Source organism: Methylobacterium sp. XJLW (assembly GCF_003254375.1).
Classification (GTDB): domain Bacteria; phylum Pseudomonadota; class Alphaproteobacteria; order Rhizobiales; family Beijerinckiaceae; genus Methylobacterium; species Methylobacterium fujisawaense.
The window spans coordinates 5161217-5180521 of sequence record NZ_CP016429.1 but is presented as its reverse complement, the minus strand read 5'-3'; the positions used below and the strand labels follow the sequence as shown (position 1 = coordinate 5180521).

Genomic DNA, 19305 nt, shown 5'->3' with positions numbered 1-19305 from the left:
GGGCGGTTATGGGTGCGTCAGACAGACAGGTCCCGCGACAGCTCTAGCCTCACGATGACGAACCACCTCTTCTCCCTGGTGCGGGACGGCGTCCCCGATCCCGCCAAGACCGTGATCGAGACCCCTGAGGGCCGCCGATACACCTACGCGGACCTGATCGCCCGCTCCGGCGCCTACGCGGCGGCCCTGCGGGCGGCGGGCGTCGAGACCGGCGACCGGGTGGCCGTGCAGGTCGAGAAGAGCCCCGAGGTGATCTTCCTGTATCTCGGCGCGGTCCGGGCCGGCGCCGTGTTCCTGCCGCTCAACACCGCCTACACCCCGGCGGAGATCGGCTACTTCCTGAACGACGCCGAGCCCGCCGTGTTCGTCTGCGACCCGGGCCGGCGCGACGCGCTGGCGGAGGCCGCCGCGGGCGTGCGCCGGATCTGGACCCTCGACGGGGCGGGCGGCGGCAGCGCCGCCGAGGCCGCGGACCGGGCCGGGGATGCGGGGAGCGCCTTCGCCGACGTGCCCCGGGGCCCGGAGGATCTCGCGGCGATCCTCTACACCTCCGGCACGACCGGGCGCTCCAAGGGCGCCATGCTGACCCACGACAACCTCGCCTCGAACGCCCGGACCCTCGTCGATTTCTGGCGCTTCACCGCCGACGACGTGCTGATCCACGCCCTGCCGGTGTTCCACACGCACGGCCTGTTCGTGGCGACCAACACGGTGCTGGCGAGCGGCGGCTCCATGCTGTTCCTGCCCCGCCTCGACCCGAAGCTGATCCTGAGCCTGATGCCCCGGGCCAGCGTGCTGATGGGCGTGCCGACCTTCTACACCCGCCTCCTCAAGGAGCCGGGCCTCACGCCGGAGGCGGCCGGAGGCATGCGCCTGTTCGTGTCGGGCTCGGCGCCGCTGCTCGCCGAGACGCATCGCGCGTGGCAGGCCCGTACCGGCCACGCCATCCTCGAGCGCTACGGCATGACCGAGACCAACATGAGCACCTCGAACCCCTATGCGGGCGACCGGGTCGCCGGCACGGTGGGCTTCCCCCTGCCGGGCGTGTCCCTGCGGGTGGTCGATCCGGAAACCGGCGCGGCCCTCGGTCCGGACGCGGTGGGCATGATCGAGGTGAAGGGCCCGAACGTGTTCCTGGGCTACTGGCGCATGCCCGAGAAAACCGCGGCCGAGTTCCGGGCCGACGGGTTCTTCATCACCGGCGACCTCGGCAAGGTCGATGACCGGGGCTACGTCCACATCGTCGGGCGCGGCAAGGACCTGATCATCTCAGGCGGCTTCAACGTCTACCCCAAGGAGGTCGAGACCGAGATCGACGCGCTGCCGGGCGTGGTCGAATCCGCGGTGATCGGCTTGAGCCATCCCGATTTCGGCGAGGCCGTCACCGCCGTGGTGGTGGGGGGCCCGGGATGCCCGGACGAGGCCGGCGTACAGGCCGCCCTGGAGGGCCGGCTCGCCCGGTTCAAGTGCCCCAAGCGCGTCCTGTTCGTGAGCGAGCTGCCGCGCAACACCATGGGCAAGGTGCAGAAGAACCTTCTGCGGGACGCGCATGCGGAGCTCTACCGGGACTGACGATCCGATCCGCCGGCAGGGACCGGCGGATCGGGAATTCGGCCGCACCGTCGTCGCGCGCGGCGGGATGACGGTGCGGGCGTAACGCGACGGTGCCGATCCGGAACGCGGATCAGAGATTGTGCTCCTTCCGCTCGCCCTCCGGCGGCGTGTGGCTGTCCGGATCCACCACCTTGCGGGCGGCCGCGTTCAGGTTGTCCGGATCGAGGGCGGTCTGGACGAAGTCGCGGCCGATGCTGGTCACCTCGCGGGCGTAGCGCAGGCCCTGGTCGCGGACCTCGTCGGCCCAGGGACCGATGCTCCGATCCTCCTGGCGGGTGCGCGGCAGCAGCGCGCCGAGCAGAAGGCCGGCGGCCACGCCGACCACGCCGACGAGGAGGGGATTGTCGTCCACGAAGCGCTCGACGGCGGTGCGGCCGCGGTTGAGCCCGTCGATACCCTGGGTGGTCAGGCCGTCCAGCGCCCGCATGTTGCGCCGGCGCAGCGTGCCGGCCCGCTCCCGGACCTCGTCGTAGGCGGACGCCGCGCGGTCGCGGGCCTGATCGGCGGCGCCGCCGAGACGGTTGCCGACATCGTCCGCGAAGTCCGACACCGTCTGCCGTGCCTGTCCGGCGAGATCCGCGGCACGGTCACCGGCCGCCTGGACGCCCTCCTTCACGGTGGCGGAGGCGGCGTCCACCCGCGAGGCGCCGGTGGCGCCGCCGCTCGAATGGCCGCCGGCCGAGAGGGGCGCGGCGCCGTGCGGCAGCGGGTCGTGCAGCCCGCGGGGGTCGGGCCGGAGCGTGAAGTCTCCCGCCGCCGCGCCGGGGATCCCGCGCGGGTCGCCGAGACCGGCCGGATCGGGCCGCAGGCTCCCGTCCCGAGCGCCGTGCGGCGGCGCCTCGCCGGGGCGCGGCTCGGGAATGCTGGAGGGGGTGGCGGGGGTACCCGGCTTGTCGGTCATGGCGGTGTCCTCGAATGTCGGTCCCGGCAGCCCGCCTTCGGCGCCGGTCTGCCCGGCCGTCCGGCCGGGCGCGGGAGGTTTCTCGGTCCGGGCCCCGCCCGGTCGTCAGATCTCGGTCGTGTCCAGCGGATCGCGGGCCGGGCGCGCGGTCGGAAGGTCGGGGTCGTAGCCGCGGGCCGCGCCGGTGTTCAGGGTGGGCACGCGCTCCGCCGAGACCTCGGTGCGCCGGCGCTGGGCGTCGCGCGCCATCCGGTTGAACAGCAGGCCGACGCCGGCCGCGATCAGCAGCACCGGCACCGGGTTGCGGCGCACCGCCTCCAGGGCCGAGTCGTAGGTGCTGTTCAGGGCCGGCACCCGCCGGGCATTGCCCAGCATCTCGTCCACGAGGTTCGGCACCGAGAGCCGCCCCTGGATGCGGTCGATCGTGTCGTCGAGCCGGGCGCGGCTCTCCTCGATCTCCTTCTCGAGGTCGTTCATCGTACTCATCCGGACACGCGCTCCGACAGGGCCTGGGCATCCTGGCGGACCTGGCGCGTGGTGCGCTTCGGGGCCAGGGTCGAGAGGGACAGGACGCTGCGCGCCCACAGGGCCATCCCGAGGGCGAGGGCCAGCAGCACGCCGCCGACGATCAGGGCCGAGAGCCACTCGGACCCGACGATGGTGGCGAGCCATTTCACGAAGGCGCCGATCAGGACCAGCAGGGCGACCACGGCGAACACCGCCGAGCCGACCATGCAGGCGAGGCCGACGATGAGCTGGCGGATGTTGCCGGCCATCTCGGCCCGGAACAGCGCGATCTCCTTGCGGGCGAGTTCGTTGGTCTCCCGCAGGGCATCGCCGATGAGGCTTTGGATGCTGGAGGCGCCGGTCTGGCGCGGGTCGGAGCCGTGCGTCATGGCGTCAGGCCCGGAAGCTGTCGCGGGCATCGCCGTCCGGCGCCTCCGGCGGCAGGCTCGACGACTTGATGAAGCGGGCGGCGATCAGGCCGGCCACGAAGGTCCCCACCGCCACCGCCACCGGCGCGCGCCGGGCGAAGGCCTCGGCCTCGCTGTAGAAGTCGCCGAGGCTGCGGCGTTCGATGGAGGAGCCGAGCTGCTCCAGCCCGTCGGCGGCGCTGTCGAAGAAGGCGCGCACGTTCGGCTTGTCGCCGAGGTCGCGGCCGGAATTGCGGATCGTCTGGGCCAGATCGTGGACCGACTGGGCCGCATCGCTCTTGCGCTGCTCGACATAGGTCTGGGCCTGCAGCCGGGCCGCGTCGAGCAGCCCGCGGCCGCGTTCGGCCGCCACGTCGGCCAGCCCCTCGACATCGCCCTGCAGGGCGCGCCACTGGGCACGCTCCTCCGCGGCGGTGTGCGGCGCCGCGCCGTGCGGATCCGCAACCGGGTCCACGGGGGCGCCCTGCGGTAACTCGTTGCCGGCCATCTCGAAAATACTCCTCGCGGCGCGGGTACGGAGCCGCTCGCGGCGACCGCGAGCCCCGCGATGGCTGAGTAACCGACTCGGCTGTCACGGGTTCCGGTCCCGGTGCACAGTTCCGATCTGCGCACGGGCTCCGACGGGACGGGCGGCACCGCTCACTCCACGTTCAGGCACGATCTGCCAGAACCGCCACGCTTGCACAACGCGCCCGATCGGGACGGAGCGGCCCCCCTGTCCCGGAACGGTAGGGCCTCGACTTGACCCGCGCCCGGCTTCACGCTTGGGTTGCCTGACAAGCAACAAAGGATCGCGCAGGCCCCCCGCGCGTTCTGACATGTTAGTGAAGTCTCGATGCAGGCGCGGCCGGCCGCGCCCCTGATCCGGAGCCGACCCGCGTGGCACGCCTTGTGATCGTATCGAACCGCGTCGCCATCCCGGAAGAGGGCGGCAAGGCGGTGGCGGCGGGCGGCCTCGCCGTCGCGGTCAAGGAGGCCTTCACGGCCTATGAGGGGCTTTGGTTCGGCTGGAGCGGCACCATCTCTGAGGAGCCCTCCGAGGAGCCGACGCTGATCGACCGGGGCCGGGTCCAGTACGCGGTCGTCGACCTCTCGCCGCAGGACCACCTCGAATATTACGCCGGCTTCGCGAACCGCGCCCTGTGGCCGATCATGCATTACCGGCTGGGGCTCGGCGCCTTCTCGCGCTCGGATTATGCCGGCTACAGCCGTGTGAACCGGACCTTCGCGCGGGCGCTCGCCAAGCTGGTGGAGCCCGACGACATCATCTGGGTGCACGATTACCACCTGCTGCCGCTCGCCGCCGAGTTGCGCGGCCTCGGGCTCGACAACCCAATCGGCTACTTCCACCATATCCCCTGGCCCGCCGCCGACGTGTTCAACTCGCTGCCGGCGAGCGGCGAGCTGCTGCGTGCCATCGTCGATTACGACCTGATCGGCCTGCAGACCGAGGCGGACGTGCAGAACCTGCAGCGCAACCTCGTCGATACCCAGCGGGCGATCCCGCTGGGCGGCGGCTCGCTGATGGTGGATGGCCGCCGCACGCGGATCCGCGCCTTCCCGATCGGCATCGACGTCGCGGGCTTCAAGGAGGCGGCCGAGAAGGCCAACGCCAACAAGGTCGTGCGCGAGACCATCGCGGGCCTGCGCACCCGCAAGCTGCTGATCGGCGTCGACCGGCTCGACTATTCCAAGGGCGTGCCCGAGCGGATGGAGGCGGTGGAGAGCTTCTTCGCCTCGAATCCCGACCAGCGCGGCAACGTCACCTACATCCAGATCACGCCGAAATCCCGCAGCGAGGTGCCCGAATACGAGCAGCTCTCACGCGACGTGAACGAGAAGGTCGGCGAGATCAACGGCTCGCTGGGCGACCCGGCCTGGACGCCGATCCAGTACATCACCAAGGCCTATCCGCGCCCGGTGCTGGCGGGCCTCTACCGGGCGGCCCGGGTCGGCCTCGTCACGCCGATGCGCGACGGCATGAACCTCGTCGCCAAGGAATACGTGGTCGCCCAGTCCGAGGACGATCCGGGGGTTCTGGTCCTGTCGAAATTCGCCGGCGCCGCCCGGCAATTGCCCGAGGCGCTGCTGATCAACCCCTACGACCGGTTCGAGGTGGCGGAGGCGATCCGGGCCGCGCTCTACATGCCGAAGGCCGAGCGTGTGGCGCGCTGGAAGCCGATGGTCGAGCGCATGACCCGCGAGGACGTCGATTGGTGGGCGCGCAACTTCCTGGCGGAGCTCGAGAATTTCCGCACGATGGAGCGCGAGGCCCCCACCGCCGCCGCGGCCGCCGAATAGCCGGCGCAGCCCGCTGATTCCGCCTGCAGCCCCCCGTGTGACCGGACGCCCCACATGATCGCCGTCGATGACGGGGTGCCGGCGCCGCTCGGCGCCCATTTCGACGGGCGCGGCGTCAACTTCGCCCTCTTTTCCGAGCACGCCACCGCGGTCGATGTCTGCCTGTTCGAGGCGGGGGAGCGGCACGAGACCCGCACGGTGCGGTTGCCCTGCCGGACCGACGACGTCTGGCACGGCTACCTGCGCGGCGTGCTGCCGGGCCAGCTCTACGGCTACCGGGTGCATGGCCCCTGGGATCCGGCGTCCGGCCACCGGTTCAACGCCTCGAAGCTCGTCCTCGACCCCTACGCCCGGGAGATCCGCGGCCGGATCCGCTGGCACGATGCGCTCTACAGCCATCGCCGGGGCGGGCGCGAGGACCGGATCGACCGGCGCGACAGCGCGGTCTACATGCCGAAATGCGTGGTCACCGCCCCGGAGGTGCCCGATCTGGCCCTCACGCCGGTGCGGCGGCCGCTGGCCGAGACGGTGGTGTACGAGGCGCACGTCAAGGCGCTGACCCGCACCCATCCCGACATCCCCGAGGCGGAGCGCGGCACCTACGGGGCGCTCGCCCACCCGGCGATCATCGAGCACCTCGTCAGGCTCGGCGTCACCGCCCTGGAGCTGCTGCCGATCCAGGCCTTCGCGGACGACCGCTTCCTGGTGGAGAAGGGGCTCGTCAATTTCTGGGGGTATCAGCCCCTGGGCTACTTCGCCCCGGAGCCGCGCTACCTGGGGGAGGGCGGACTGGGCGGCCTGAAGGCGGCGATCCGGGAGCTGAACGCTGCCGGGATCGAGACCTGGCTCGACGTGGTCTACAACCACACCGCCGAGGGGGACCACACCGGCCCGACCCTGTCGTTCCGCGGCATCGACAACGCCAGCTACTACAAGCTCGATCCCGCCGACCCGCGCCGCACCATCGACTGCACCGGCTGCGGCAACACCTTCGACGCGAGCCATCCGCGGGTGATGCAGCTCGTGCTGGATTCCCTGCGCCATTGGGTCACCGCCTACGGCATCGCGGGCTTCCGCTTCGACCTGGCCTCGAGCCTCGGGCGCGCGCCCTTCGCCTTCACCCCGCAGGCGGCCTTCTTCCAGGCGGTGGCGCAGGATCCGGTCCTCGCCCGGGTGAAGATGGTGGCCGAGCCCTGGGATATCGGGGAGGGGGGCTACCAGCTCGGCGGCTATCCGCGCGGCTGGAGCGAGTGGAACGACAAGTTCCGCGACGCCGCGCGGGGCTTCTGGAAGGGGGATTCCGGCACGCTCGCCAAGGTCACGCAGGGGCTGACCGGCTCGCGGGAGGTGTTCGCCCCGTCCCGGCGCTCGCCGCTGGCCAGCGTCAACTTCATCGCCAGCCACGACGGCTTCACCCTGGCCGACACGGTGGCGTACGAGCAGAAGCACAACGAAGCCAACGGCGAGGACAACCGCGACGGCCATAACCACAACGTCAGCCGCAACTACGGCGTCGAGGGCGACACCGACGACACGGCGATCCTGGCTCTACGCGCCCGCCAGAAGCGCAACATGCTGGCCACCATGATGCTGGCCCAGGGCGTGCCGATGCTGCTGATGGGCGACGAGCGCTCCCGCAGCCAGGGCGGCAACAACAACGCCTATGCCCAGGACAACCCGACGAGCTGGATGGACTGGAGCGTCGATCCGGATCCCGCCCTCACGGATTTCGTCGTCAACCTGCTGGCCCTGCGCCGGGCCCAGCCGGCCCTGCGGCGGCGGCGCTTCTTCACCGGCGCGCTGATCGACCCCGACGAGCCCCTGCGCGACGTGCACTGGCTCTCCCCCGAGGGCACCGAGATGGAGGGCCGCCACTGGTCCGACGACGGGCTCCAGGTGTTCGGCATGCAGATCGGCAACGACGGCGATCCGGGCGACCGCCTCCTGATGCTGTTCAACGCCGGGGAGGGCGCCGTCCCGTTCCGCCTCGCCCCGGTGGTGGGCGGCCCCTGGACGCCGGTCTTCGACACCGGCGAGCCCGCGGGCGCCCGCGCGCCCGGCACGCCGGCCGTCGAGTCCGGGGCCGCCGTGCCGCTGCCCGGCCGCACGGTCCTCGTGCTCACCGCACCGGGGACGGAGACCGGAAACCGGGGCGGCTGGGTGCCGGAACGCTAGGGGCAGGAGCCCCCCCGCGGATTCGTCAGTCGAACAGGCTGGAGACGCTGGATTCCGTCGCCGTGCGCCCGATCGCCTCGCCCAGCAGCGGCGCGATGGTGGCCACGCGGATGTTGCGGGCGAGCTTGACGGCCTGCGTCGGCTGGATCGAGTCGGTGATCACCAGCTCCTTCATCCGCGAGGCGGCGATGCGCGAGACCGCGCCGCCCGACAGCACGCCGTGGGTGATGTAGGCCGAGACGTCCTTGGCGCCGGCATTGAGCAGGGCCTCGGCGGCGTTGACCAGGGTGCCGCCCGAATCGACGATGTCGTCCACGAGGATGCAGGAGCGGCCCTCGACCTCGCCGATGATGTTCATCACCTCGGACTCGCCCGGGCGCTCGCGGCGCTTGTCGACGATGGCCAGCGGGCAGTCGATCCGCTTGGCGATGGCCCGCGCCCGCACCACGCCGCCGACGTCGGGCGAGACCACCATGCGGTTGTCGCCCGGCAGCCGCTCCTTGATGTCGCGCACCATCACGGGGGCGGCGAACAGGTTGTCGGTGGGGATGTCGAAGAAGCCCTGGATCTGGCCGGCATGGAGATCGAGGGTCAGGACGCGGTCGGCGCCCGCCTCGGTGATGAGGTTCGCCACCAGCTTGGCCGAGATCGGCGTGCGGCCGGAGGTGCGCCGGTCCTGCCGCGCATAGCCGAAATACGGGATCACCGCCGTGATGCGCCGGGCCGAGGATCGGCGCGCGGCGTCGATCATGATCAGCAGTTCCATCAGGTGGTCGTTCGCCGGGAACGAGGTCGACTGGACGATGAACACGTCCTCGCCGCGCACGTTCTCCTGAAGCTCGACGAAGATCTCCATGTCGGCGAAGCGCCGGACCATGCACTTGGCCAGCGGCAGTTCGAGATAGGCCGCGATCGCCTCGGCCAGGGGCCGGCTGGCATTCCCGGCGATGATCTTGATCGAGGATTTCATGGGCGGCCGCTCACTCGCGGCCGGACCTTACCGCCGCTCTTGTCCAGACCGGTCTCCCGAGGAGCCGGAACGATCCGATGACGGGCGAGGCTCTTAGCAGCGGGCAGGAACTGTCACAATGCCTTCACGGCCGCCCAGCACTCGCCGCCGACAGGTAGAGCGGCGGCGCTCAGGGAGCCGGCGGCTCCAGCAGGCGGTGCAGGTGCACCACGAAATAGCGCGTCTGCGCGCTGTCGACGGTGGCCTGGGCCTTGGCCCGCCACGCGGCCTGGGCGGAGGCGTAGTCCGGGAAGATGCCGACGATGTCGAGGCCCTTGATGTCCCGGAACCGGACCCCGTCGAGATCCTGCAATTCACCACCGAAGACCAGGTGCAGCTTCTGGTCGCTGTCGATCGCCGTCGCCATGGCCTCTCCTCACGTTTCTCCGCGGCGCTCGCAAATGGCGGGCCTCCGGTCAAGCCTGCATGGTCGCAGCCGAGCCCTGAACCCGCCGCAGGTCTGCGCGGCGGCCGGGTTCCGGGCGCAGCGCCGCGCCGGATGCGCAACCTCGGATGCGTCATGCTACGAGCGGACCATGACACGCCGACCTCTCGCTCTCCTCGTCCCCGTCGCGGTGACCGTCAGCCTCAGCGCGGCGCAGGTTCTGGCGCAGCAGGCGCCCCGGGCGCCCCGCGCCGCCGGATCCGACAGGAGCGCCCCCGACCGGCGGGGCGGGCCACCGGTGATCGGCTGCCCGTCGCTCGCCAATTACCGGATGCTGATGCGCGACGGCGCGGCGGCGGCCGCGGCGCATCTGGCCGATCCCAAGGCGGACCATCTCGGCTGCTCGGCGCTGGCGCGCACGGAATTCACCGGCATCGTCGACAAGGTGACCTTGGGCGGCCAGAGCTACGATTGTGCCGGCGTGCGCGGCACCACGGCCTGCCACTGGATCGCGCCCGGGACGATTCCCGAGACGCCCGCGCCGGCCAAGCGCTGACCCCGACGGGTCTCTCGGTCCGGCCTCAGCGCAGGTGGCCGCTGGCGCGCAGGTCGCGTTCGACCGCCTCGTGGACGGCCTGGAGCGGATTGTCGTTGATGGCGGCGGGGGGAAGCAGCGGCGTCATCGCGGCGGGCCGCGTGTCGAAATCCGGCAGGATCGCGGATTGCGGCGCCGGCGGGCGCACCGGCACATCTGCCGGCATGCGTGCCGGCAGATGTGCCGGCATGCGCGCCGCGAGGGTCCGCAGCGCCTCACGGGCGCCGGAGGGCAGGAGCGTCACGAGTCTGTTCAGCATGGCCGGCCTCAGCGCGCACGGCCGGCCGGGGCCGGCGGGAACGGGACGGTGGCGGCGGAACGGTTCTTCACGGGGACACCAGCACGGGATCGGTCGCGGGAAACGAACCGGCCCCCCCACAGTTCCGACAGATCAGTATTGCCAAATTTTCGGCGCGTGTCGCCTGGATACAGGCGAACACTGATTTGTCGGTTGAGGCAGTCTGAAGAATGGCGGAAGCGGATGGGAATCGAACCCACCGTACGCTGTTGGCGTACCGCTGGTTTTGAAGACCAGGAGGGCCACCAGACCCCGTTCGCCTCCACCACCGGGGTTACGGGCCGCCGCCGGACGGGTCAAGGTCCAGGATGCCGGCAGGCGGGCGTGGCGGCGGGCCAGCGCGCAAAGGTCGCGGGCCGGGGTCGGGGTCGCGGGTCGGGGGCTGCGGGTCAGGGATCCCGCTCGTCCGGCGCGCGCGTCAGGCCGACCGAGGTCCCGGTTCGCGCCGACCTGAGCGCCGCCTCGAGGCAGGCCATCACCCGCACGGCCTCCAGCGCCTCGGTCTGGTCGACCGGGGTGCGGGCGATCGCCCCGGCCACGGCGCGGTAGAATGCGCGCTGGTCGCCGGCCAGCGCCGGTGCGCGCGCCACCCGCCCGGTCGCGTTGTGGATCTCCAGCCCGTCCGGATCCGCGCCCCAGCCGGCGGCCCCCGGCTTCACGCCGGCCAGCAGCTGCTGCTCTTGGATGTCGGGACGGTGTTTGATCAGGCTGCCGGCCTCGCCGTGCACCAGGAAGCGGGGCGATCCGCCGGCAGCCAGCATGCTGGCATGCAGCACCACGCGCAGGCCCGGATAGTCCAGCACCGCATGGGCCCAATCGTCGGCCTGCGCGCCGGGGCGGAGCCGCGCCAGATGCGCGCTCACCCGATCGGGCAGACGGAAGAGCTGGAGCGCCTGGTCCACCAGATGCGGACCGAGATCGTACCAGATCCCGCTGCCCGGGCCGGGCCCCTCCCGCCAGCGGTCGCGGACCTCCGGACGGAACCGGTCGAAGTGCGATTCGAAGTGCCGGACGCGGCCGATGCGCCCCTCCGCGACGGCTTGGCGGACGCTGAGATAGTCGCTGTCCCAGCGCCGGTTGTGGAAGACGCGCAGCAGCCGGCCCCCGCGCCGCGCCGCGGCGGCCAGCCCGCGCGCCTCGGCGAGGTCGAGGGTGAAGGGCTTGTCGACCACGACGTGCTTGCCCGCCGCCAGGGCGGCCCGCGCCAGGGGCGCGTGGGTGTCGTTCGGGGTGGCGATCACGACGAGGTCGACGGCCTCCGCCGTGGCCACCGCGACCGGATCCGCCGACACCCTCACGTCGGGCAGGTCGGCCCGGACCCGGGCGGGCGCGCTCGAGCCGACCAGCCGGAGGTCGAGCTCCGCCACGGCGCCGATGAGCGGGGCATGGAAGGTCCGGCCGGAATAGCCGTAGCCGATCAGACCGACCCTGATCCGTTGCCCTGCCTGCATGCCGCGCCCCCGGCTCTCCGGGGCGACGCCGAGACCCGCCGCACCCGACTTCTGGCCCCCCGGCACCGCCGGTCCCAGCGCGCCACCCTACACCCCGCAGGCCGTGCGTGGCTGGACCGGCCGCGCGCCGCGCTCCGGAGGACGCGGGCGGCCACCGGGACCGGGGCCCGCGGTCCGGACTGTGGTCGTGGCGGTCGCATGCGACGGATCGCGCCGCCGATCCGCCGCCCGGAAGCCCGGATTCGTATTAATTCCGCCACACTGTTGTGGCCCTGCACCAGTCATGCCGTTCCTGAGACGCCCACGGACAGAGGAAGGCTCCACGCCGGCACCCGAGAGGGCCGGCGACGGGGCTGGCCAAGACGTGGCTCAAGGGGCGGCTGAAGCCGCTGGCCAGCAGGCCGCGGACCAGCGGGACGCGGGTATGCCCGCGGGTTCGGACGCGCCCCCGCCGTCCGGGACGCCCCTGGCGGAATCCCTGCAGCCCGGCCCGCGCGGTCCGGGCTGGATCGGCGCGGCCATGGTGGTCACCGCCCTGGTCTCGGCGCTGGCGACCTTCCTGATCCTGGCCGGGGTGATCCGGGTGACGCCGACGCCGGCCTACGGCGTGACCCTGCTCGCCATCAACGCCGCCCTGGTGCTCGGGCTGGCGGTCATCATCGCCTGGGAGGCGCGGGTCTTCCTGCACGCCCGCAAGGCCAACGCCGCGGTGGCGCGGCTGCACACCCGCATCGTCGGCCTGTTCAGCCTGATCGCGATCCTGCCGACGATCCTGCTCGCCGTGGTGGCGTCCGTGACGATCGACCGGGGCCTGTCGCTGGGCTTCACCGACCGGGTCCGCGACGTGGTGCTGAAATCCGTGGAGGTGGCCGACGCCTACCAGGAGAACCAGTGCCAGAGCCTCGCCCGGGAGATCCGCATCCTCGCCGACGACCTGACCCGGGCCCGGCCGAATTTCGACGTGAACCGGGACTGGTTCCAGACCTTCCTGACCACCCGGGCGACCAATCTCGGCCTGCCGGTGGCGCAGATCATGCGCGGCCCCACCGAGGTGGTGGCCCGGGCCAAGATCGACGTCCTGAAGACGAACCGCCTGCCCTCGGCGGCGGCCTTCGAGGACGCGGCCAACTCGGCCGACCCGATCTGCCTCCTGCCCACCGAGGGCCGGGTCTTCGCCGCGCTGCTGCGCATGCCGGCCTACGACGACGCCGTGCTGATGGTGCAGCGGGAGGTGAGCCAGCTCGCCATCGAGTTCCCCGGCGTGTCCCGGGCGGCGGCGGCCGAGTATCTCACCTACGATTCGCTGCGCCGCTCGATCCAGATCACCTTCGCGTCGGTGTTCCTGCTGATCGCGCTGATCGCGCTGCTCTCGGCCGTCTGGTTCGGGATGAACTTCGCCAACCGGTTCGTGGCGCCGATCCGGCGGCTGATCAACGCCGCCGACCAGGTGGCATCGGGCAACTTCTACGCCCAGGTGCCGACCAAGAAGACCAGCGGCGACCTCGCCCATCTCGGCGAGAGCTTCAACAAGATGACCCAGGAGCTGCGCCGCCAGCATGCCGGCCTGATCGCGGCGAGCGACCTGATCGACACCCGCCGCCGGTTCACCGAGGCCGTGCTGTCGGGGGTCTCGCCCGGGGTGATCGGCCTCGACGCGGCGGGCTTCGTCACCATCGCCAACCCGGCCGCCGAGCGGATGCTCGATCTGCCGAGCGACGCCCTGGTCGGCCAGCCGCTGGCCCGCGCGGTGCCCGAACTCGCCCCCGTGCTCGCCGAGAGCGAGGCGCGCTCGCGCAGCCTGCAGCAGCAGCAGATCCAGCTCACGCGCTCCCGGGGCGAGCGCACCATCACGGTGCGGGTCACGAGCGAGCAGGCGCAGGGCGCGTCCCGGGGCTCGGTGGTGACGCTGGACGACATCACCGACCTCGTCCAGGCGCAGCGCAGCTCCGCCTGGGGCGACGTGGCGCGCCGCATCGCCCACGAGATCAAGAACCCGCTGACCCCGATCCAGCTCTCGGCCGAGCGGATCCGGCGCAAGTACGGGAAGGTCATCACCGCCGACAAGGAGGTGTTCGACCAGTGCACCGCCACGATCGTGCGCCAGGTGGACGAGATCAAGCGCATGGTCGACGAGTTCTCGGCCTTCGCGCGGATGCCCAAGCCCGCGATCGCGCCGAACGACCTCACCGAGATCGCCAAGCAGAACCTGTTCATGATGCGGGTCGCGCATCCGGATATCGACTTCGCCTTCTCGGCCCAGAGCGGCGCCGGGGGATCCGAAAAGATCGTGGCGGCCTTCGACATCAGGCTGCTCAGCCAAGTGATCACCAACATCCTCAAGAACGCCGTCGAGGCCGTGGCCGAGGTGCCGGAGGCCGAGCTCGGCAAGGGCAAGATCGCCTTGAGCCTCGCCGTCGAGGACGGCTTCGCGGTCATCGCCGTCACCGACAACGGCAAGGGATTTCCCGCCGAGGGGCGCCAGCGGCTCCTCGAGCCCTACATGACCACCCGCGAGGGCGGCACCGGGCTGGGGCTTGCCATCGTCAGCAAGGTGCTGGAGGAGCACGGCGGCGGGATCGAGCTGAACGACAATCCCGCCGGCCGCGGCGGCCAGGTGCGGATGCGGGTCCCGCGCGAGCACGGGCCCGAACCGTCCGGCGCGGGTCCCGACACCAAGACCCCCGAGACGAGTCCCGTCACGACAGAGGAGAAGGGCGCCGCACCGACGGCCCCCCGGATCGCGGAGATGCACGCATGAGCGCCGATATCCTGATCGTCGACGACGAGGCCGACATCCGCGACCTCGTGGCCGGGATCCTGGACGACGAGGGCCACCGCTGCCGCACGGCCGGCGGCTCGGACGAGGCGCTGGCCGCCATCGAGGCGCGCCGGCCGCACCTCGTCTTCCTCGACATCTGGCTGCAGGGCTCGCGGCTCGACGGCCTGCAGGTGCTCGACCTGATCAAGGCCGCCAACCCCGACCTGCCGGTGGTGATGATCTCGGGCCACGGCAACATCGAGACCGCGGTCTCGGCCATCAAGGCGGGCGCCTACGACTTCATCGAGAAGCCGTTCAAGGCCGACCGGCTGATCCTCGTGGCCGAGCGGGCGCTGGAAGCCTCCCGGCTCCGGCGCGAGGTCCGCGACCTGACGGCGCGCTCCGGCGCCACCAACCGGATCGTCGGCACGTCGCTGGCCATCAACCAGCTGCGCCAGACCCTCGACCGGGTGGCGCCGACCAACGCCCGGGTGATGATCACCGGGGCCTTGGGCTCCGGCAAGGAACTCGCCGCGCGCAGCCTGCACAAGGCTTCGGCCCGGGCGAACGGCCCCTTCGTGCTGCTCAACGCGGCGGCGATCCTGCCCGAGACCATGGAGGCGGAGCTGTTCGGGGTCGAGGGCGAGAGCGGCCGCCGGGTCGGCGCCCTGGAGGAGGCCCATGGCGGCACCCTCTACCTCGACGAGGTCGCCGACATGCCGCGCGAGACCCAGAACCGGATCCTGCGCGTCCTCGTCGACCAGAACTTCCAGCGGGTCGGCGGCACGACCCGGGTGCATGTCGACGTGCGGATCATCTCGTCCTCCTCCCGGGACCTCCAGGAGGAGATCGCGGCGGGCCGCTTCCGCGAGGACCTGTTCCACCGCCTCTCGGTGGTGCCGATCCGGGTGCCAGCCCTGTCGGAGCGCCGGGAGGACGTGCCCGAGTTGATCCAGTTCTTCATGGACAACATCTCGTCCCAGACCGGCCTGCCCAAGCGTCGGATCGCCGAGGACGCCATGGCGGTGCTGCAGTCGCACAACTGGCCCGGCAACGTCCGCCAGCTCAAGAACAACGTCGAGCGGCTGATGATCCTGACCCAGGCCGACCCGGAGCAGGAGGTCACCTCCGAGATGCTGCCCTCCGAGATCGGCGCCCTGGTGCCGACCACCCCGGGGGGCGCGGGCGGCGAGAAGCTGATGAGCCTCGCGCTCCGGGAGGCCCGGGAGATCTTCGAGCGGGAATACCTCGTGGCGCAGATCGCGCGGTTCTCGGGCAACATCTCGCGCACCGCCGAATTCATCGGCATGGAGCGCTCGGCCCTGCACCGCAAGCTGAAGTCCCTGGGCATCGGCCCGTGAGGCTCCGGAGCCGGGGCGCGCGTTGAGGGCGGGGCCGATCCGTCACGGATCGGCTGGAACGGGGGTTGCTTGCGCCCACGCTTTCACGGCGTCATGGTATTTGTATACATGGGCCCTGGACCGGGTGTTCGGACGATCCGGCCGGCGGCATACGACTCATCCCGGACGGAGCGATCCGGGACAACAAGAAGGCTAAGAAGATGGCGGGCGAACGCGCACAGAACCTTCAGGACACGTTTCTCAACCATGTCCGCAAGAACAAGATCCCCCTGACCATCTTCCTCGTCAACGGCGTCAAGCTGCAGGGCGTCGTGACGTGGTTCGACAATTTCTGCGTGCTGCTGCGCCGGGACGGGCATTCGCAGCTGGTCTACAAGCACGCGATCTCCACGATCATGCCGGGCCATCCGGTGCAGCTGTTCGAGCCGGACGAGACCACCGAGAAGGCGTGAGGGCTCGTCGCCCCGGGCGCCCGGGGCGAGGCCGGCGGATCGGACCGACCGAGGCCGCTGCCGAAGCTGGGACCGGTCCGGGGCTGTCGCGCGGGGCGAGGGCGGCCTCCGGACCGATGCCGCCGCGCGGCCTGGTTCCCGATGCCGTCGCGGATATCCGCCACCGCCCCGGCCCGGCCCGGCATATTGACCCGGCATCTTGGCTGAGGTCGCCCGCATCCCCATTCTGTCGGATCCGACCTCTCCAACGAAGCCGCCGGCCTCCCGGCGGTCACAAAGGCTGCATGAGCGAGACGCTGACGTCCGGCGAAGCCCGCCTCCAGGCGCAGGCCGCCCCCGAGGGCGAGATCGCCGCGGCGACCCACACCCTGGTGATCGGCCCCTATCTGGCCCGCGGCGCCTCGGGGGCCGGGCAGGGGGGCGGGCAGGGGGCCGCCGCGCCGTCCCGCTCCGTGGAGGCCCGCCTCGACGAGGCCACCGGCCTCGCCGCGGCCATCGAACTCGACGTGGTCGAGAGCCTCGCCGTCAGCCTGCCGCGGATCCGGCCCTCGACCTATCTCGGCAAGGGCCGGGTCGAGGAGATCGCCGGCCTGATCCGCGCCCGGGAGATCGGCCTCGTGGTGATGGACTGCGCCCTGTCGCCGGTGCAGCAGCGCAACCTGGAGAAGGCCTGGGGCGCCAAGGTCATCGACCGCACCGGGCTGATCCTGGAGATCTTCGGGCGCCGCGCCTCGACGCGCGAGGGAACCCTTCAGGTCGAGCACGCCCACCTCGCCTACCAGAAGTCGCGCCTTGTCCGGTCCTGGACCCACCTGGAGCGCCAGCGCGGCGGCTTCGGCTTCCTGGGCGGCCCCGGCGAGACCCAGATCGAGGCCGACCGGCGCATGATCCAGGAGCGCATGACCCGGATCGAGCGCGACCTCGACGCGGTGGTCCGCACCCGCGGCCTGCATCGACAGAGCCGGGCGCGGGTTCCGTATCCGATCGTGGCGCTCGTGGGCTATACCAACGCCGGAAAATCCAGCCTGTTCAACGCCTTGACCCGAGCCGAGGTCACCGCCAAGGACATGCTGTTCGCCACCCTCGATCCCACCGCCCGGGCGACCAAGCTGCCCCACGGCGAGACCGTGATCCTGTCCGACACGGTGGGCTTCATCTCCGACCTGCCGACGCCCCTGATCGCCGCCTTCCGGGCGACGCTGGAGGACGCCATCGAGGCCGACGTGCTGCTGCACGTGCGCGACGTCAGCCACGTCGATTCCGAGGCCCAGGCCGAGGATGTCGGCGAGGTGCTGCGGGAGCTCGGCATCGAGACCACGGCGGACCGGATCATCGAGGTCTGGAACAAGGCCGATCTCCTCGACGACGACGAGCGCACGCGGCTCCTGAACCTCAGCGGCCAGGCCAAGGCCCGCAACGACCGCGACAGCGCCGCGCCGGTCCTGGTCTCGGCGGTCACCGGGGAGGGGCTCGCCGCCCTGACGGCCCGGATCGAGGCGCGGATCGGGCGCAACCGCGCGAGCTTCGCGGTGGCGCTGCCGCCGGAGGACGGTGCGGCGCTCAACTGGCTGTACGAGAACGCCGAGATCCTCGACCGCCGGTCGGAGGCCGACGGCACCCTGCATCTCGCGGTCCGGATCGCCCCCGAGAAGGAGCCGCGCTTCCTCAACCGCTTCGCGGCGGCCCGGCGCCTCGGCCGGGGCGGTTGATGGCCTCCGGCAGCTTCGGCAATCCACCGCTTCCCGGCCTGCAGACCATGCGGGCGCCGGCGGCGGGCCGGGCGGATCCGGGATCGGACGACGAGGCGGTGCTGCGGGCCATGCAGGCCGGCGGCGGCCTGCGCCTGCTCGGCCTGCGGATCGTGATCGTGCTGGTGCTGCTGATGGCGGCCCAGGCCTATGACGGCTCGCTGCATGCCCTGAGCCACTGGCTCATCCTCGGCTTCTACGGCCTCGGCACGGTCTGGTTCGGTCTCCGGGAGCGGGGCGGCGGCCCCGCGGCCAACGTCTACAGCTGGGCCGGCACCGGGCTCAACGCCGGTCTCGCCGTCTACGTGATCATCGAGCACATGCTGGCCGGCGGCGGGGCCGGTCTCGGCGCCGACGCGGTGAGCCGCCTGCCCGCCTTCCTGCTCCTGCTCCAGACCGGCCTGAGCATGCGGGTGGCGCAGACCCTGCTGTTCTGCGGCGTGGTCACCCTCTGCTGGAGCGCGGCCTTCCTGGTCGGGCTGCTGCATCCGGACCTGTTCCCGAACGCCGAGACGTTTCCGACCGCGCAGCTCACCGGGCTCGCCACCTTCATGGCGGCGGGCCTCCTGGTGGTCGACGGCATGATCCGCCTGCGCGCGGCGGTGGCGCGGGCCCTGCGCATGGAGCACGAGCGGGCCCAGCTCGCCCGCTTCGTGCCCGACACGGTCGCCCTCGATCTCGCCGCCGAGGACGGGGATTCCGGCCTCGGCATCCACCGGCGCCACGCCTGCCTGATGATCCTCGACATCCGCGGCTTCTCGCGGCTCTCCCGCGAGCATCCGCCGGAGGCCATGGTCACGGCCCTGCTGGCGGTCCGGGCGGCCGCCCAGGCGGCGGTGGCGGAGCAGGGCGGCCTCGTCGACAAGTATATCGGCGACGCGGTGCTGGTGCAGTTCGTCGTCGGCCACCCCGACGCCCAGGCCCGGGCGGCGCTTGCCTGCGCCCTGTCGATCCGCGACCGGATCGCCGCCCTCAACGCGTCCCGCGCCCGGGAGGGGCTGTTCCCCCTGCGGGTCGTGGTCGCCCTGCACGCGGGCGACCTCCTGGTCGGGGTCTTCGACGACGGGGTGCGGGCCGAGTACACGGTGCTGGGTCCGGCGATGAACGCCCTGGCGCGGATCGAGACCCGGGCCAAGGCGGCCGAGATCGAGCTCGCCGCCTCGGGGGATTTTCTGGATCTGCTCGGCGGCGTGCTCCCGGCCGGGATCCGGGCCGTGCCGGTGCCGGACGCCGCCCTGCCGGAGCCCCTCACCCTGGCGGCGATCACGGTGGCGCCGGGCGCCTGAGGCGGACCGGGCAGGACCGGGACTACGGCGCGCCGA

17 protein-coding genes and 1 tRNA gene are annotated in these 19305 nt (G+C 71.8%); 9 read left to right on the top strand and 9 right to left on the bottom strand.

Features of this window, described 5'->3' with window-relative positions; translation table 11 throughout:
• Positions 1 to 54 precede the first annotated feature (54 nt).
• Positions 55 to 1572 (top strand): malonate--CoA ligase, encoded by a 1518-nt coding sequence (locus A3862_RS23900; RefSeq protein WP_043756652.1) that lies wholly within the window; start codon positions 55 to 57, stop codon positions 1570 to 1572.
• Positions 1573 to 1684: 112 nt separating this feature from the next.
• Here the strand turns inward: A3862_RS23900 and A3862_RS23895 are convergent, their stop codons facing one another.
• The 4 genes from A3862_RS23895 to A3862_RS23880 all read right to left on the bottom strand — a co-directional run bounded on the left by A3862_RS23895 (position 1685) and on the right by A3862_RS23880 (position 3937).
• Positions 1685 to 2515: a hypothetical protein gene (locus A3862_RS23895; RefSeq protein ID WP_111474033.1), complete on the bottom strand. Its 831-nt coding sequence runs from the start codon at positions 2513 to 2515 to the stop codon at positions 1685 to 1687.
• A 105-nt stretch (positions 2516 to 2620) separates the two neighbouring features.
• A complete protein-coding gene (locus A3862_RS23890; RefSeq protein ID WP_170861816.1) occupies positions 2621 to 2992 on the bottom strand; it encodes a DUF3618 domain-containing protein in 372 nt (123 codons plus the stop codon).
• A 5-nt stretch (positions 2993 to 2997) separates the two neighbouring features.
• Positions 2998 to 3411 (bottom strand): phage holin family protein, encoded by a 414-nt coding sequence (locus tag A3862_RS23885; protein WP_043389422.1) that lies wholly within the window; start codon positions 3409 to 3411, stop codon positions 2998 to 3000.
• A gap of 4 nt (positions 3412 to 3415) precedes the next feature.
• The gene (locus A3862_RS23880; protein WP_043352818.1) at positions 3416 to 3937 is read right to left on the bottom strand and encodes a hypothetical protein; all 522 of its coding nucleotides are present in this window, start codon (positions 3935 to 3937) and stop codon (positions 3416 to 3418) included.
• Positions 3938 to 4329: 392 nt separating this feature from the next.
• Here A3862_RS23880 and A3862_RS23875 point away from each other — a divergent pair, with 392 nt between their 5' ends.
• Together A3862_RS23875 and glgX are read left to right on the top strand one after the other, a co-directional pair.
• Positions 4330 to 5751 carry an alpha,alpha-trehalose-phosphate synthase (UDP-forming) gene (locus A3862_RS23875; RefSeq protein ID WP_043389425.1) on the top strand — a complete coding sequence of 474 codons (1422 nt, stop codon included), beginning with the start codon at positions 4330 to 4332 and terminating at the stop codon, positions 5749 to 5751.
• A 54-nt stretch (positions 5752 to 5805) separates the two neighbouring features.
• Positions 5806 to 7926, top strand: coding sequence for a glycogen debranching protein GlgX (glgX, locus tag A3862_RS23870; RefSeq protein WP_111474032.1), 2121 nt, complete (start codon positions 5806 to 5808; stop codon positions 7924 to 7926).
• A gap of 25 nt (positions 7927 to 7951) precedes the next feature.
• On the opposite strand, the gene A3862_RS23865 is transcribed toward glgX, so the two are convergent.
• Together A3862_RS23865 and A3862_RS23860 are read right to left on the bottom strand one after the other, a co-directional pair.
• A complete protein-coding gene (locus A3862_RS23865) occupies positions 7952 to 8896 on the bottom strand; it encodes a ribose-phosphate pyrophosphokinase (protein WP_043356665.1) in 945 nt (314 codons plus the stop codon).
• Positions 8897 to 9065: 169 nt separating this feature from the next.
• Positions 9066 to 9302, bottom strand: a complete 237-nt coding sequence (locus A3862_RS23860; RefSeq protein WP_043356667.1) for a DUF4170 domain-containing protein — start codon at positions 9300 to 9302, stop codon at positions 9066 to 9068.
• Between the two features lie 169 nt (positions 9303 to 9471).
• Here A3862_RS23860 and A3862_RS23855 point away from each other — a divergent pair, with 169 nt between their 5' ends.
• On the top strand, positions 9472 to 9876 hold the full coding sequence (locus A3862_RS23855; RefSeq protein WP_043356668.1) for a hypothetical protein: 405 nt from the start codon (positions 9472 to 9474) through the stop codon (positions 9874 to 9876).
• 25 nt (positions 9877 to 9901) lie between these two features.
• Here the strand turns inward: A3862_RS23855 and A3862_RS23850 are convergent, their stop codons facing one another.
• From A3862_RS23850 to A3862_RS23840, 3 genes are all read right to left on the bottom strand, one after another.
• Positions 9902 to 10174, bottom strand: coding sequence for a hypothetical protein (locus A3862_RS23850; RefSeq protein ID WP_043356670.1), 273 nt, complete (start codon positions 10172 to 10174; stop codon positions 9902 to 9904).
• 210 nt (positions 10175 to 10384) lie between these two features.
• Positions 10385 to 10477: transfer RNA gene (locus A3862_RS23845), tRNA-Sec, on the bottom strand.
• A gap of 125 nt (positions 10478 to 10602) precedes the next feature.
• A complete protein-coding gene (locus A3862_RS23840) occupies positions 10603 to 11730 on the bottom strand; it encodes an oxidoreductase (protein ID WP_236961473.1) in 1128 nt (375 codons plus the stop codon).
• A 358-nt stretch (positions 11731 to 12088) separates the two neighbouring features.
• Here A3862_RS23840 and A3862_RS23835 point away from each other — a divergent pair, with 358 nt between their 5' ends.
• From A3862_RS23835 to A3862_RS23815, 5 genes are all read left to right on the top strand, one after another.
• The gene (locus A3862_RS23835; RefSeq protein WP_420845367.1) at positions 12089 to 14422 is read left to right on the top strand and encodes a sensor histidine kinase NtrY-like; all 2334 of its coding nucleotides are present in this window, start codon (positions 12089 to 12091) and stop codon (positions 14420 to 14422) included.
• Positions 14419 to 15783: a nitrogen assimilation response regulator NtrX gene (gene ntrX / locus A3862_RS23830; protein WP_012318476.1), complete on the top strand. Its 1365-nt coding sequence runs from the start codon at positions 14419 to 14421 to the stop codon at positions 15781 to 15783. The genes A3862_RS23835 and ntrX overlap by 4 nt, the downstream gene beginning before the upstream one ends.
• Before the next feature lie 200 nt (positions 15784 to 15983).
• Positions 15984 to 16235 (top strand): RNA chaperone Hfq, encoded by a 252-nt coding sequence (hfq, locus tag A3862_RS23825; protein ID WP_043756666.1) that lies wholly within the window; start codon positions 15984 to 15986, stop codon positions 16233 to 16235.
• A gap of 284 nt (positions 16236 to 16519) precedes the next feature.
• Entirely contained in the window at positions 16520 to 17944 is a 1425-nt protein-coding gene (gene hflX / locus A3862_RS23820) for a GTPase HflX (protein WP_043389440.1), read from the top strand.
• Complete coding sequence (locus tag A3862_RS23815; protein ID WP_043389442.1) at positions 17944 to 19269, top strand: adenylate/guanylate cyclase domain-containing protein; 1326 nt, start codon at positions 17944 to 17946, stop codon at positions 19267 to 19269. Before hflX ends, A3862_RS23815 begins: the two co-directional genes overlap by 1 nt.
• Positions 19270 to 19305 lie beyond the last annotated feature (36 nt).